Annotated in this window: 13 protein-coding genes; 8 read left to right on the top strand and 5 right to left on the bottom strand. The window is 57.9% G+C overall.

Annotation, left to right across the window (positions count from 1 at the left end; genetic code table 11):
- Window positions 1-113: 113 nt before the first annotated feature.
- The 4 genes from NW818_RS10020 (at window position 114) to NW818_RS10005 (ending at window position 3852) form a co-directional block, all read left to right on the top strand.
- On the top strand, window positions 114-263 hold the full coding sequence (locus NW818_RS10020; protein WP_414424468.1) for a hypothetical protein: 150 nt from the start codon (window positions 114-116) through the stop codon (window positions 261-263).
- A 139-nt stretch (window positions 264-402) separates the two neighbouring features.
- Window positions 403-990: a DUF2062 domain-containing protein gene (locus tag NW818_RS10015; RefSeq protein WP_414417508.1), complete on the top strand. Its 588-nt coding sequence runs from the start codon at window positions 403-405 to the stop codon at window positions 988-990.
- Window positions 991-1185: 195 nt separating this feature from the next.
- Window positions 1186-1974 carry a type I methionyl aminopeptidase gene (gene map / locus NW818_RS10010; RefSeq protein ID WP_011433730.1) on the top strand — a complete coding sequence of 263 codons (789 nt, stop codon included), beginning with the start codon at window positions 1186-1188 and terminating at the stop codon, window positions 1972-1974.
- A 6-nt stretch (window positions 1975-1980) separates the two neighbouring features.
- The gene (locus NW818_RS10005; protein ID WP_414424467.1) at window positions 1981-3852 is read left to right on the top strand and encodes a chloride channel protein; all 1872 of its coding nucleotides are present in this window, start codon (window positions 1981-1983) and stop codon (window positions 3850-3852) included.
- A gap of 16 nt (window positions 3853-3868) precedes the next feature.
- Here the strand turns inward: NW818_RS10005 and NW818_RS10000 are convergent, their stop codons facing one another.
- The 4 genes from NW818_RS10000 to NW818_RS09985 are packed head-to-tail and all read right to left on the bottom strand — an operon-like array spanning window position 3869 to window position 7187.
- The gene (locus tag NW818_RS10000) at window positions 3869-4624 is read right to left on the bottom strand and encodes an endonuclease III domain-containing protein (protein WP_414424466.1); all 756 of its coding nucleotides are present in this window, start codon (window positions 4622-4624) and stop codon (window positions 3869-3871) included.
- A gap of 3 nt (window positions 4625-4627) precedes the next feature.
- Entirely contained in the window at window positions 4628-5731 is a 1104-nt protein-coding gene (gene murG / locus NW818_RS09995) for an undecaprenyldiphospho-muramoylpentapeptide beta-N-acetylglucosaminyltransferase (RefSeq protein ID WP_414424465.1), read from the bottom strand.
- 41 nt (window positions 5732-5772) lie between these two features.
- Window positions 5773-6762, bottom strand: a complete 990-nt coding sequence (locus tag NW818_RS09990) for a photosynthesis system II assembly factor Ycf48 (RefSeq protein ID WP_414342336.1) — start codon at window positions 6760-6762, stop codon at window positions 5773-5775.
- Between the two features lie 8 nt (window positions 6763-6770).
- The gene (locus tag NW818_RS09985; protein WP_414424464.1) at window positions 6771-7187 is read right to left on the bottom strand and encodes a rubredoxin; all 417 of its coding nucleotides are present in this window, start codon (window positions 7185-7187) and stop codon (window positions 6771-6773) included.
- A 212-nt stretch (window positions 7188-7399) separates the two neighbouring features.
- On the opposite strand from NW818_RS09985, the gene NW818_RS09980 reads away from it, so the two are divergent.
- Together NW818_RS09980 and tpiA are read left to right on the top strand one after the other, a co-directional pair.
- Window positions 7400-7810, top strand: coding sequence for an FHA domain-containing protein (locus NW818_RS09980; RefSeq protein WP_414424463.1), 411 nt, complete (start codon window positions 7400-7402; stop codon window positions 7808-7810).
- A 216-nt stretch (window positions 7811-8026) separates the two neighbouring features.
- On the top strand, window positions 8027-8779 hold the full coding sequence (tpiA, locus tag NW818_RS09975) for a triose-phosphate isomerase (RefSeq protein ID WP_414424462.1): 753 nt from the start codon (window positions 8027-8029) through the stop codon (window positions 8777-8779).
- A gap of 4 nt (window positions 8780-8783) precedes the next feature.
- Here the strand turns inward: tpiA and treY are convergent, their stop codons facing one another.
- Window positions 8784-11585, bottom strand: coding sequence for a malto-oligosyltrehalose synthase (gene treY, locus NW818_RS09970; protein ID WP_414424461.1), 2802 nt, complete (start codon window positions 11583-11585; stop codon window positions 8784-8786).
- A 175-nt stretch (window positions 11586-11760) separates the two neighbouring features.
- Here treY and NW818_RS09965 point away from each other — a divergent pair, with 175 nt between their 5' ends.
- A complete protein-coding gene (locus NW818_RS09965; protein WP_414424460.1) occupies window positions 11761-12429 on the top strand; it encodes a hypothetical protein in 669 nt (222 codons plus the stop codon).
- A gap of 34 nt (window positions 12430-12463) precedes the next feature.
- The gene (locus tag NW818_RS09960) at window positions 12464-13333 is read left to right on the top strand and encodes a M48 family metallopeptidase (RefSeq protein ID WP_011433741.1); all 870 of its coding nucleotides are present in this window, start codon (window positions 12464-12466) and stop codon (window positions 13331-13333) included.
- Window positions 13334-13356 lie beyond the last annotated feature (23 nt).

Here is a 13356-nt window from a genome sequence, read left to right as displayed (position 1 = left end):
AGCAGTGTTCAGCGTAAATGTATCAGGCCTTCAATCTTCGGAAAGTAAGCCGATGGGTACACCTGCACAGCCAAGATGGGATCCTAGATTCACAGTCTTCCCCAGAACTCCAGATGACAACTCCCCCCGAAAAGCCTGATCCCAAAATGAAATCGGGATCCCTGCGATCCGGGCTGAGCATTGCCCTGTTCCTGTTTTTGCTGGTGTTGGTTTCCTACTTGAGTCTTAACTTCGTGCTGGCCTTGGTGGACAAGCTCAGGTGACCACTCCGTAAACCGATCCCCCGGCGTCACCCCGTTGCTGCCGGCCCAGATTTGCCGATAGCCCTTTGTCGCCAAGGGCAGGAAAGATACACTGGATTTACAGGACTTAACACCTTCTCTCAGTTGCCCCCTTGCCACCATGAGCCCCCTCTTTTGGTTGAGGCTGCCCTCTTTCTCCTGGCCTTCGCCGGGATCCCTTAAGCTTTATTCCAGATCCTACTCTGGATCTCAACCAGGGCCGACCCTAGCCCGCCGGGATCTTTCCTGGAAGCGTTGGCTGCGCTATCTTTATCTGCGCCTGTTGCGGCTGCAATCGTCGCCAAAAGAAATTGCCCGTGGCTTGGCGGTAGGGGTTTTTGCCGGCTGTTTCCCCATCTTTGGCTTTCAAACGTTGGCCGCTCTGGTGTTGGCTGTTCCGTTTCGGGGCAATAAGCTGGCGGCGGCGGCAGGAACCTGGGTGAGTAACCCCTTCACCTATGTGCCCATCTATGCATTCAACTACCAGGTGGGGGAATGGCTGCTGGGATCCCGAACTGTCCTTCCCACCACAGAGCTGGTGGCGGCCACCTGGCAAAACTGGATGCAGTGGGGCTTGGAGATGTCGGGCACGCTGTTTGTCGGCTGTGCGTTTGTCGGTTTTTGGGGATCCCTCGTCAGCTATTTTCTGGGGCTGTGGTTGGTGCAGCGGATTCGTCGGCGGCAGAAAATGGCCGGCAGGGGTCTGTGAATGGGCGCAAGGCGATTCAGAATCCCAACTGAGAACCCAATCCTGGACAGTCTGCAGGTGCAGAGATCCATCCGTTTTCACAGAGCTTTTCACAGATAAGGTCTCATGATGGAAGACATGCGAGCGTTGTTGACAGACCTCAGCCGTCGCTCCCAGCGATGGGGGGAGCAGTTGGGATCCGCTTTGCAGACGGGTATGAACCAGCTCACGCAAGCCCCTCAGCCCATTGTGTTGCTCTCTTCGCGGGAACTGGAGAAAATGCGGCGGGCTTGTCGCCTGGCGGCAGATCTGCTCAAGCACTTGGAGCCGATGGTGCGGCCAGGGGTCACCACCCAAGAGCTCAACGACGAGGCCGAGCGATGGACGCGGGCGCATGGGGCCAGAAGCGCCCCTTTGGGCTACCATGGCTTTCCCAAGTCCATCTGCACCAGCGTCAACCACGTGGTCTGCCACGGCATTCCCAGCCCCAAGCAGATCCTGCGAGAAGGCGACATCATCAACATCGATGTCACCCCGGTTTTGGATGGCTACCACGGCGATACGTCCAAAACCTTCTTTGTCGGACAGCCTTCTGAGCGGGCGCGGCGCTTGGTGGAGGTGACCGAAGAATGTCTGCGGCGGGGCATTGCTGCCGTCAAGCCGGGGGGGAGAGTCGGCGACATTGGCGCTGCCATCCAAGAATATGCCGAGGCCCAGGGCTACAGCGTGGTGCGCGATTTTGTCGGGCATGGGGTGGGACGGCAATTCCACACTGCTCCCCAGATCCCCCACTACGGCGAACGGGGAAAAGGGGAGAAACTCCGCCCCGGCATGGTGTTCACCATCGAGCCGATGATCAACGAGGGCACCTGGGAGGTGAAGGTGCTCTCCGACGGGTGGACGGCGGTCACTTTGGATGGCAAGCTCTCGGCCCAATTTGAACATACGGTCGCCGTTACCGAAACCGGTGTAGAGATCTTGACCCTGCCTTCCCAAAGCCCTTGAGCCATCATGAACAGCGCCCCCGCTCTCCGCCTGCGCCTCTCCTCCGAGAACCTGCTGCTGCTGCTGGCGGCGGCAGTGGGGTTGGGCACGGGGCTATCGGTGGTTGGATTTCGCTACTTGATTGGCTGGTGGCGCTATCTGCTGCAGGACACCCTCGTGGATGGCATCGGTAAGGCCGCAGAACACTATGGCCTGTGGCTGCTGGGATCCTGGCCGCTGGCTTTGGCGCCGGTGTTGGGGGGCCTGCTGATCGGCGCTTTGGGGGCAGTTGTGCCCTTTCCCAACTTGAGCCTCTCCAGCTTGGTGAGTCCTGCTCGTCCTTTGGCACTTCAGCCCTGGTGGATCCCGCTCAAGCTCCTGGCGGCTGCCATCTCGTTGGGTGCGGGAGCTTCCCTTGGCCCTGAGGCTCCCAGTGTGGAAAGTGGCGCTTTGCTGGGATCCCTGCTGGGGCAAAACCTACGCCTCTCGCGGGAGCGGGTGCAACTGTTGATGGCTGCCGGAGCAGCGGCTGGCCTGGCGGCAGGGTTTAACGCGCCCATTGCCGGGGTGTTTTTGGCGCTGGAGCTGGCTTTGGCCCGCACCTTCACCACTTCTGCTGTCAGTGTGGTGGTGTTGGCGGCGGTGGTCTCCGCCTTGATCGCCCAGGTGGGGTTGGGGGCACAACCCGCTTTTCTTTTGCCCACCATCACCCAGCCGGCTTTTGTCTTGCCGGACTACGAGATCCACAGCTTGCTGGAGGTACCTCTGTATCTCGGCTTGGGCTTTTTGGCCAGCCTGGTTTCTATGGCCTTCAGCTACACCCTGGAGTGGGGCAAGCACCTGTTCAACAGTGGCCCCCTGGCGGCCTGGCCGGCTTGGAGCAAGCCCATTTTGGGGGGCGGGATCCTGGGCTGCGCAGGTTTGGGGATCCCGTTGGCGTTGGGGGTGGGCTATGAAACCATTGAGTCGATTCTGCAGGCCGTTCCCTTTTCTCTTGGCCATCTGGGCCTGCTCCTATTGGGCAAGCTGTTGCTGAGCGCTTTGAGCCTGGGCAGCGGCTTTGTGGGGGGAACCTTTGCCCCGGCTTTGTTCATGGGGGCAGTGCTGGGGGCAGGCTACGGTCAGGTGCTATCTCAAGCTTTGCCCTTGATTGCCTTGTCTCCCCCTGCTGCCTACGCCATGGTGGGCATGGCGGCGGTGTTGGCGGCCAGTGTGCGGGCTCCGCTGACGGCCATTTTGCTGCTGTTTGAGATGACGCGGGACTATCACATTGCGCTGCCGGTGATGGCGGCAGTGGGTTTGAGCATCTGGCTGACGGAGCAGTTGCATTCGCCGGCCATCTACCCTTCCGCCCGTCGCTATCGCCACGCAACGCTTGACGGAGTCCTTGGGCAGGAGCCTAGAGAGCTGACGGTGCAAGAGGTGATGGTGCCCCCATCTCTTTTGCTTCGGCAAGACACACCGCTGCGAGAAGCTCTGGAGAGTTTGCTGCAGCAAAAGTGCCATAGCGCGTTGGTGGTGGACGGACAGGAGCGGCTGCGGGGCATTCTCACCCTGGAAGATCTGGAGCGGGCCTTGGCCCATAAGGAGGCGGCGGAGTTGGCGGAGCTAACCGTACAGGAGGTCAGCCAATCTCCGGTTCTCACCACCTTCCCCGATGAGGCGGTGGCAGTGGCAGCCGAGCCGATGTACGAATACGATTTGCGCCAATTGCCGGTGGTCTCGCGGGAAGACCCGGAGCAGATCGTCGGCCTGTTGGATCGAGAGCGGGTGCTGCTCTCCCAAGAGATTCAATCGGTGCGGCAAGCCCTGGAGTTGGAAGTTCCCCCAGCAGAGAGAGACGCCGGCAGGAACGGACAAGAGGGGATCCCAGATGCTTCTACTGCGCCCGCAGAATAGAGCCCTGCTGTCGGGATCAACGCTGCCGCCCAGAAGGGCAGGTGGGACGCAGCGGGCAGCGGCCACATTCGGGCATGCGGGCCTTGCAAATGCGCTTGCCCAGCCGGACAAAGTTGACGTGCAGGGAATAGGCTTTGCCCCTGGGGATCTGGGGGGAAAGCTGAGCAAAGGTGTCGTCGGGATGTTTGGCCCGCACCAAGCCCAGACGGTTGGCCACTCGATGCACATGGGTATCCACCGGGCAGAGATCCCGACCCAGCCCGAACAACAACACACAGGTGGCGGTCTTCAGCCCTACCCCTTTTAACGAGAGCAGAAAGTCGAGGGCGCCGGCGTCGTCCAGGTCGCGCAGAAAGTCGAGGCTCAGGGATCCCTGTCGTTCTTGAATGGCGGCCAAGATCTCCTGAATGCGGGCTGCCTTGAGGTGGGCTAAGCCGCCGGAGCGGATCACCTGGGCCAGATCTGCCGGGTCGGCAGCCAAGACCGCTTCCCAAGAGGGAAAGGCGGCTTTGAGGGCGCGGAAGGCACGGCTGCTGTTGGCATCGGTGGTGTTCTGGGAAAGGATCGTGCCCACCAACTCGTCCAGGAGATCCGGGCGGGGGGAAAGCCCATCGGGAGCCCGCTGGGGGATCCCGAAGCACTGCTCTAGCCGCATCAACAGCGATTCCATCCTGTCGGCGGGCGGGAGTTCTGCCAGCAGGGTTGGGGACTCCGCCGCTTTGGCGGGCACAGGCGGGCGTTGGGAAAGGCTGTCCAATCTTGGCTGTACCACGGCTTAACGGGCAGAACTTTGGCGGATCTCCTGCAACAGGCGGGCAAGAACCTTGCTGGCATTGGGAGGAGCTGCGGCCTGCAAGCGAGCGGCCATTTGGGCAACCACCTGCGGCTGGGCCAACCAGGTCAACACCGTTTGCCGCAGCAAGTCCAGATTCTCTTCGGATTCTCGCATGACCACCCCCCCACCGCGCCCCACAAAGGCCAGAGCATTCTGATACTGATGATCTTCTGCAGCAAAGGGATAGGGGATCAAAATGGCCGGGGTGGCGGTGACCAGCAACTCCGCCAGGCTCATGGCCCCGGCCCGGCTAATGGCAAAGTTGGCCCGCTGCAACAAGGCAGCTACATCTCGACGGAAAGGAAAGGGCCGGTAGCGGGGATGGCTGGGGATCCTGGCTTCCGGATCTTGAGCTTCGCTGCCGCCGGTCAAATGCACAATCCAGGCCCCCGCCTCCAACCAAGCTGGGGCACAGGTGGCCACCATGCGGTTGAGGCCCCGCGCCCCTTGGCTGCCCCCCATGACCACAATGAGGGGATCCCCGTCGGGAATGGGGAGGTCGGCAGGGAAAGGCTGGGGCGTGTAGAACTCGGCCCGCACCGGCGTGCCCACCACTTGGGCAGCCACCCCTGGCAAATGCTCTGCCGTCTCTGCCATGCCCAGCGCCACCACCTGACAAAATCTCCCCAACCAACGGGTCACTTTGCCCGGGATCCGATTGGACTCGTGCAGCAACACCGGCACCCCCAGCGAACGGGCGGCCAAAATGGCCGGAGCGGCAATGTACCCACCGGTGGTCAGGACAATATCAAACCGTCCCGACATAAGGAGTCGGCGCACTTGTAGGGTGGCGCGGGCCAGTTGGGCCAAGGCCTGCAGCCTGTGGAGAGGGGATCCCTGCCAGCCCGACATGACAACCCGGTGCAAGGGATAGCGCTCCCGCACCAGCTTCCCTTCCATCCGATCCGGCACCCCCAGCCATTCGATCTGCCAGTCGGGCAACTGCTCGGCAATAGCCAAAGCCGGAAAAATGTGGCCACCAGTGCCACTGGCAGCAACCAGCAGCCGCGGGCGTGAAGCTGGATCCTTGGCGCGTATATCCACCCGTGTGCCGATTAGGGATCCCTGAGATCTGATCTAGATCTTCAGGAGTTGTTGGAGCTGACATAGCGCAAGAGGGTGCCCCGCTGCCCCAGAATAAACCCTTGCTCGGGGCCGAAAAACTCAATACTGTAGAAGTTGGCGGGGATGTTGCTGAGTTTCTTGGCCTGCTCCCAGGTTTTGCCACCATCAGGGCTGTGGATCAGGGTAGCGCCACCCCCCACCACCCACAGGTCGTGGTCGTTCTGGTAGGCGGCATTGAGGTAGCCAAAGCTGAGGGCCCGCCCTGGACGCAGCGGTGACGACCACTGGCCGGAGGTGAAGTCATCGGTAAAGGCGATCTCCGCCCCTTGGTTCAATTTCCAAGCGCTGCCGTGGGGGCCAAAGCCCATGTTTTGAATGCGGCGGGAGCTTTCCCGCGGGTAGGGCTTCCAGGTGCGACTTTCAGGAGTGTACAGAAAGTAGAAGCTGCCCCGCGACGACACCGCCAGATATTCGCCTTCAGGGCCGCGGGCAATGTTTTTGATGGCCCCAATCGGCTCATCCACTTGGGCATGCCAGGTCTGACCGCCATCTTCGGTGCGGTAGATGGCCCCCACATTGGTCACCATTTCGGCGGCGCCAGGGCCCAGAGCCTGGATCAAGAGCGGCTCCCCTGGCAGTTGGTTGTTGAGGCGGATGGAAGTCCAGTCGGATCCCTCGTTTAGGGTGTGGAGGAGGATCTTCGGCTGCCCGGCCACCCAGCCTTCTGCCCCAGCAAAGCTAATGGAGGCCAGGTAGGCTTCCGGCTCCAGACCCGGCAGCTCCCGCACCTGCCAGTGCAGACCCCCATCGCGGGATTCCAGCAGCGTCGCCTTGTCTCCCACCAACCAGCCATGGGAAGGGGTGGTGCCGGTGAAGGCAATGTCCAGCAGAATGTTCTGGGTGGGCACTTCCACCTGCTCCCAGGGCACCACCCGCATGTTGGGCATCCGCGCCGCCATTAGCAGCACCGAGACAGCAATCAGCAGCACCAGCCTCAGGGGTTTGAACATCTTGACCCTCACTCGACGAAATAAAAACTCATCAAAAATAAAAATCCCAGCGCCAATCCCAAAAAGATCAGCAGGTTCTTTTGGGCAGGGGTCATCACATTCACCCCCAGGCCATAGCGCAGGTTCTCTTGAAAACCCGAAGGCTTGCCTTTGGCACCCACTGCTTGGAACAAGCGCTTGTCGGCTCGGCACACCGGACATTTCCAATCGGCTGGCAATTCCTCAAACGGCACGCCCGCCGGGATCCGATTGAGCTGATCCCCCTTAGCCGGTTCGTAAACATAGCCACAAGAACGACATTCGTAGCGCTGCATCCGCAGGGGATCGCTGAGCTGCGCATCGGTTTCATCTTCCGGCAACTCAATGAGCTTCGGTGTCTGGGGAGAACGGGGTTGAGCACTGGGATCCGGTTGCGAGCCATTCATGGTCAGGGATCCATCTGCATCGTCGATCCTATTATGAGAGGAATTGTTACAAAAATCTACTCAGACCCTTTCTTGTTGCTCAGGGGGATCCCGCACCAGCCTGGGATGCCGACCTGAAGAGACTTATCCGGTGGACACAGGGATCCACCAGGGGGATCCTATGTTATGTTTTGGCTATCCTGCCCTCAGTGTTGTGCAAGCGGGTGCCTTTCATGACCACGCCCCCTCGCCGACCAGTCCTCAATCACGTGCTCATCGTCAAGGATCGTCACGGGCCAAAAGCCTACTGGTTGACGGCTGAGCTTTATTCGTTGGGCCGGGATCCGCGCAACAGCATTCGCATTGACTCCCAGTACGCCTCTCGCTACCACGCCATTTTGGTCAAAACAGAATCCCCCTCTTCTCCCGATGGGTTTACCTACCAAATCATCGACGGAGACATTCAGGGCACCCCCAGCACCAACGGCCTTTACGTGCGTGGGCAACGGGTGGAATTTCGGGATCTTGAGGACGGGGACGAGATTCAGTTTGGCAACGATGCCACTGCTACCTACTCGCTGCAGAACAAAGATCTGGATGAAATTCTGGCTACCTTTGAAAACACCCAGATCGTTGGGCTGTAGGAAGCTGCCTTCCCTGTTGGGTCTTGGCCTGTCCCGTCTGCATGCTGGTTGAAGGGTTAACCGGCGCTTGGAGAGGGGATCCCGTCGCCGTATTTTCGGGATCGCTTGCTGGTAAACTGTGTCATACGAAAAAACAAAGCTGGGATCCCTGCTGTTTTATTGGGCTTTCTGCTTGCGGGATCCCTTCCTTCTGTTGTCTCTAAGGGAGGATCCATCTTGCGCCCCATCCTCATCGCCGGCAACTGGAAAATGCACAAGACTCAGGCTGAGGCTCGCGAGTTTCTGCGAGAGTTGGGCCTGGCTTTACGGTCATCGCCGTCAGGGTCAGCATCCCAGCGGCAGATCATCTTGTGTGTGCCCTTTACAAACCTAGCGGTGGTGGCAGAGCAAAGCCGCGGATCCGACATAGCCGTGGGAGCACAAAACCTACATTGGGAGGATCAGGGAGCTTTTACCGGGGAAATTTCCGGCCCCATGCTGGCGGAATTGGGGGTGCGCTATGTCATCGTCGGCCACAGCGAACGGCGGCAGTACTTCGGCGAGACGGACGAAACCGTCAATCGGCGTCTGGCAGCCGCCCAGCGGCACGGGCTCACCCCCATCCTTTGTGTGGGAGAAAGCCAGCAGCAGCGGGAGCAAGGCTTGACCGAGTCTTGGATTGTGGGGCAATTGGATCGCGCCTTGCAAGGGATCGATCTGGGGAACTTGGTGATTGCCTATGAGCCCATTTGGGCCATCGGCACCGGCCATACTTGCGCAGCCCAAGAGGCCAACCGGGTCATCGGCTTGATCCGGCAACACTTGGGCAATGCCCAACTGCCCATTTTGTATGGCGGCTCGGTGAAGGCCGGCAACATCGACGAGCTGATGGCCCAGCCTGAGATTGACGGTGTGTTGGTGGGAGGGGCCAGCCTAGACCCCCAAGAGTTTGCCCGCATCGTCCATTTTCAGGCCCTAGCTCCCGCCTAGGCCGCTAGCGGGATTGTCCCCACAGCAGGGCTACCGGGAAGGATTTCAAGACAACGCCCACCGGCAAGGTTTCGCCGGCAGGGATCCTTTCCTGGGTTAGCCCGTTCACCCAGTCCAGCCGCTTCCAACGCGGCAGATGAATTTCGGTATCTGCCCAAACGGATTCTCCCAGAGGATCTTGGGTTTCGTCGATCAACTTTGTTAAAAAACGCGGCACTACCGTGAGCAATACCTGCTTACTGTGCTGACGGGCAAAAGCCACAACATGGTCAGCATGGGATCCGCTGATTTGCAGAGGAATGTAGCTGCCCTCGAGAAACAATTGGGGCTGTTCCTGGCGGGCCTTGAGCACGTGGTAAATCAGAAACAGCTTAATGCGTCCGTCGCTGCGGTGTAGTAGCAAATCCGCAATGAGTTGGAGAGGATCCTGTTTAACCCGCCGCTGAATTTCTTCCAAATAGGCGAGGCGACGGGAAAAATCCACAGGCCGACGATTGTCGGGATCCACCATGCTCAAATCCCACAGTTCCGTGCCTTGGTAAATATCCGGGATCCCAGGGCTGGTCAGTTTGATCAGCGTCTGTGAGAGAGAATTAAAAATGCCAAAGTGAGCAACTTTCCGTTGGAAAGGCAAAAAGGACTCCAAAAAGGGGTTAGGACCTTGAAGGATCCGTTCGATAAAGGCGGTAGTGGCTTCTTCGTACTCGGTATCGGGGCGAAGCCAAGCGGTGTGGACCTTAGCTTCCCGCACTGCTTTGATGGCATAGTCTTTGACCCGCTGTACGAACTGGGGCACCTCTTCCGGTTGGAAGGGATAGGAGCCGAGCAAAGTTTGGTAGAGCAAATACTCGTCATTGCGATCCGGCAGTTCTGAGCGCTTGGCTTGTTTGCTGCGGACTTTGTAGCCGAGGTTCAGTTCATGCCAAAGGTTGATGTGCTTTTCCCACTCGGCGGGGATTTCAGAAAGCACATTCAGCCGGGCCCGCACATCTTCGCCACGCTTGGTGTCGTGGGTGGCAGAAGCATTCATGGACAGAGGCCACCGAGCTGCCCGCTCTTGATTAAAGCGGTGAAACTCTTGCACCGAAAGGCCAAAGCGACAGGGATCCCCGCCAACTTCATTGAGAGATAAAAGGCGGTTGTACACATAAAAAGCAGTATCTTCTACCCCTTTGGCCATGAGAGGGCCGGCCAACTGCTGCAAGCGCATGGCAAAATGGATCTGCTCATGTTTCTCTTGGTCTGATAAATTTTCCAGAGACTCCAGGCAGAGAAAGCGCTGAATAAAATTCAGCTCATTCACCAAAACGGGCAGGTTCTCCTTGGCCTTCTCCACAGCTTGACGAACCACCTGTTGACCTTCTGGACTGAGGATCCCTTCGTGGATATAGACGCGGTAGACCGGAAAGCACACCAAAACTTCTACCAAAGCTCGACGTAAGCTGTAGAGGGTAAAGTCATTGGCATAGCGATGATGGCTGGTGATCTGTTTGAGCAAAAAAGCAAGGTTATCCATATCTCCTGACAGGTTGCGCTCGATGATCAAGCGTTTTTTATCTTCGATAACCTGCTCTGGGGCATATCGCAGATTTGTGAAGTTTTGATAGAGAGAGTCAAAAGCCTCTGCATTTTCTTCTTGACAAAAGATGCCGTTGAGCTTAGCTAAAAAATCATAGCCCGTTGTGCCTTGAACCGGCCAGCTTTGGGGCAGACTTTCATTAGCCTCTAGTATTTTTTCTACTACGATGTAGAGATTTGGGCAGCGTTCCCGCAGGCGATGGAGATACTCTTCGGGATTGAACAAGCCATCGATATGATCGATGCGCAAACCACTAAAACGCCCCTGTTCTGCAAGCTTAAAGATAAGCTGATGGGTTTTGCGAAACACTTCGCGATCTTCTACCCGCAGCGAGATCAGCTCGTTAATGGTAAAGAAACGACGATAATTGATCTCCTCAGCACCCACCTTCCAGAAGGAAAGGCGGAAATGTTGCCGCGCCAGAAGACTATCCAGCAGGTCAAAGCTCGACGGATCCCCTGGCTTGCCGTTAAAAATGGCAATGTTCTCGTCAAAAAAGCTCTGGATAGGTTGGCTAGACGTGTAGAGTTCCCACAAAGAATGCTTGGCAAAGCTAATTTGATCGGTGCGCTCCAGGAGATCTTCCTTGCTAGGGATAAATTTCAGGCTGAAGAGAATCCCGAGTAACTTGACGTAGTCGGGATGGCTGCGTCCCAATTTTCGCCGCAGTTTGCTCAGGTTGTAGGTAAAAACATCCGCATAGGTGTCAATATTGAGGGGGAACCTCAAGTTGTAGTAGTTAATACTTAGGCCATCGGCATCATAACGAAGCTGGATTTGACCCGACTCCAAACATTTGTCGTAGAAATCTCCCAAGAAAGGGGCTAAGATTCTGCCTTTGATCCCCAGGTAAGAGTGATTCCAATTCACATCAAAGTAGTCAACAAAATCTGAGTTGGGGCCACTCTCCAGAACATCCATGAGCATCTGGTTCTGGCCATCGTAGGCCATGTGATTGGGCACAATGTCCTGGATCCAGCCTATTCCCTGCTGATTGAGGGCTTCCCACAAGAGCTCAAACTTTTCGCTTCCCCCCAGTTCCTGGTTAATCTGCCTGGGATCCACCACGTCGTAGCCGTGGGTGCTGCCTTTGCGGGCTTGGAAGATGGGAGAGGCATACAAGTCACTGATGCCCAGCAACTTCAGGTAGGGAACAATCTGTCGTGCTGCGTCGAAGTCAAACCCAGCATGAAACTGAATGCGATAGGTGGAAGTCGGGATCCGCATGATGACCTTAGAACAATGACAAAGAAGCCGAGCTTGCCAACGGCATAGGGTCAAGAGAACAGATGTATCTAGGGTAGCGGCTAAGATCAAGGAGTCCTGCAGGGGAGAGGCGAGGTTAGTGAACTTGTCAAGGCCACAGAGGAGCGCTTCACCCCCGGTAAGGGGGCCGGCAAGGATGGCGAGGTGGGCAGGGATCCTGCTCGTGGGTGGGCTGATGGGGAGTTGGCGGAGTGAGGCAACCTGGGCAGAAAGCGAGTTTCGGGTGGGGAGTGAGCTGGTTTTGACCCTGCGCACCCCCGATGCCCCCGCTCGCCTCCGTCTGCTGAAGCAACGGTTGGAAGAGATTTTGCTACAGGCCAGCAGCCCTCAGGTGCAGGTCAGTCTGGATATCCCCAGTCCCAATCCCTCGACGACCGGCAGCGGGGATCCCCCAGCTCAAGCCGCTCGGATTCTTTTGAACCAGCAACTGCTGTTGGAGGTAACTCCAGCTGATGCAAAGGCTCATGCTGCTCCCCAACCGGCAGATCTGGCAAGGATCTGGGCGGATCGCCTGCAAACGGTGTTCAACCAGGAATCCAGTCGGCAGCAACTGTTTTTGGGATTGGGGCTGCCCCCGCACTTGACCTGGCAAGGGCGACTCTATCGCCGCGCTGAGCGTGCTGCCGCCGATACTGGGCGCTTTGTTACCGATGGCACTCGCATTCAAGATCATGTGGTCTATTGGGAGATCCCCTCTGGAGAAAACCCGTTTGATTTTACTGACAAGCCGACCCTGCCGGATCCGCCGCCGGAGCGGCTATTTTTGTTGAATCGCCACCGCCAGTTTGTGCCCTACGAGTTGTAACCGAAGTCCTTTCTCCCTCTGTTGTCTATTGTCTATGTCGTCCATTCAACGAGAACCTCGGATTCTGTTGGGCCTGCGGGCCGACCAATTTCGTCATCCCGTGGATCTGCAAGCCACCCGCTCTCTGCAGCAAGTGCCGGGGCTGGGCCTGCTGATTCAAAATTGGCTTGGCTCAACGGCAGGACAGATATTTTATCTGGACAACATTGCTTCCAGCATCCAAATTAACGAGCATCAGTTGCCGGAAATTCATCAGCTTTTGGTGCAGGCCTGTCGCATCTTGGATCTGGAGGTGCCCCAGCTCTACGTGCGGCAGAACCCCACGCCCAATGCTTACACCTTTGCCATGCAGGGGAAAAAGCCCTTCATTGTCTTGCACAGCTCTCTGCTGGATCTGTTGGAGCCGCCGGAAATTCAGGCCGTGATCGCTCATGAGTTGGGCCACTTGAAGTGCAATCACGGGGTCTACTTGACGATGGCCAACATTCTCATGCTCTCCACCAGCTTGCTCCCCTTCGGGGGGTTGTTTTATCAGGCGTTGCAGGATCAACTGATGCACTGGCTGCGGTGTGCCGAGTTTACCTGTGACCGGGCGGCGCTGTTGGTAGCCCAAGATGCCAAGACGGTGATCTCGGTGTTGATGAAATTGTGTGGGGGATCCCCGCAATTGGCCTCCAAGCTGAACGTGGACGCCTTTTTGGAGCAGGCCCGTACTTACGACGAGCTGGACGGGGATCTGTGGCAGATGGAGCTGAAGCAGATGCAAACGGTGGGGCGCACCCATCCGCTGCCGGTGCTACGGGCCAGAGAAATCGAGCGTTGGTTCCGCAGCAACACTTATCAGCAGATCCTGGAGCTCCAGGGATTGGGCTCCGCACCGCGGACGTCAACGGCTGCTTCGTAAACTACCCGACTCCGACCGCTAAA

The sequence above is a fragment of the Synechococcus sp. R6-5 genome, from assembly GCF_047461775.1.
Lineage (GTDB): Bacteria > Cyanobacteriota > Cyanobacteriia > Thermostichales > Thermostichaceae > Thermostichus.
This window is presented reverse-complemented; position numbering and strand designations above follow the sequence as displayed.

Coding starts and splice junctions, on each gene's coding strand:
- treY (WP_414424461.1), bottom strand. CDS start 11,585: ATGCGGATCCCGACTTCCACCTATCGCATTCAGTTTCATGCTGGGTTT.
- NW818_RS10020 (WP_414424468.1), top strand. CDS start 114: ATGACAACTCCCCCCGAAAAGCCTGATCCCAAAATGAAATCGGGATCC.
- NW818_RS10005 (WP_414424467.1), top strand. CDS start 1,981: ATGAACAGCGCCCCCGCTCTCCGCCTGCGCCTCTCCTCCGAGAACCTG.
- NW818_RS10015 (WP_414417508.1), top strand. CDS start 403: ATGAGCCCCCTCTTTTGGTTGAGGCTGCCCTCTTTCTCCTGGCCTTCG.
- NW818_RS09965 (WP_414424460.1), top strand. CDS start 11,761: ATGGCGAGGTGGGCAGGGATCCTGCTCGTGGGTGGGCTGATGGGGAGT.
- map (WP_011433730.1), top strand. CDS start 1,186: ATGAACCAGCTCACGCAAGCCCCTCAGCCCATTGTGTTGCTCTCTTCG.
- NW818_RS09980 (WP_414424463.1), top strand. CDS start 7,400: ATGACCACGCCCCCTCGCCGACCAGTCCTCAATCACGTGCTCATCGTC.
- NW818_RS09990 (WP_414342336.1), bottom strand. CDS start 6,762: ATGTTCAAACCCCTGAGGCTGGTGCTGCTGATTGCTGTCTCGGTGCTG.
- NW818_RS09960 (WP_011433741.1), top strand. CDS start 12,464: ATGTCGTCCATTCAACGAGAACCTCGGATTCTGTTGGGCCTGCGGGCC.
- NW818_RS09985 (WP_414424464.1), bottom strand. CDS start 7,187: ATGAATGGCTCGCAACCGGATCCCAGTGCTCAACCCCGTTCTCCCCAG.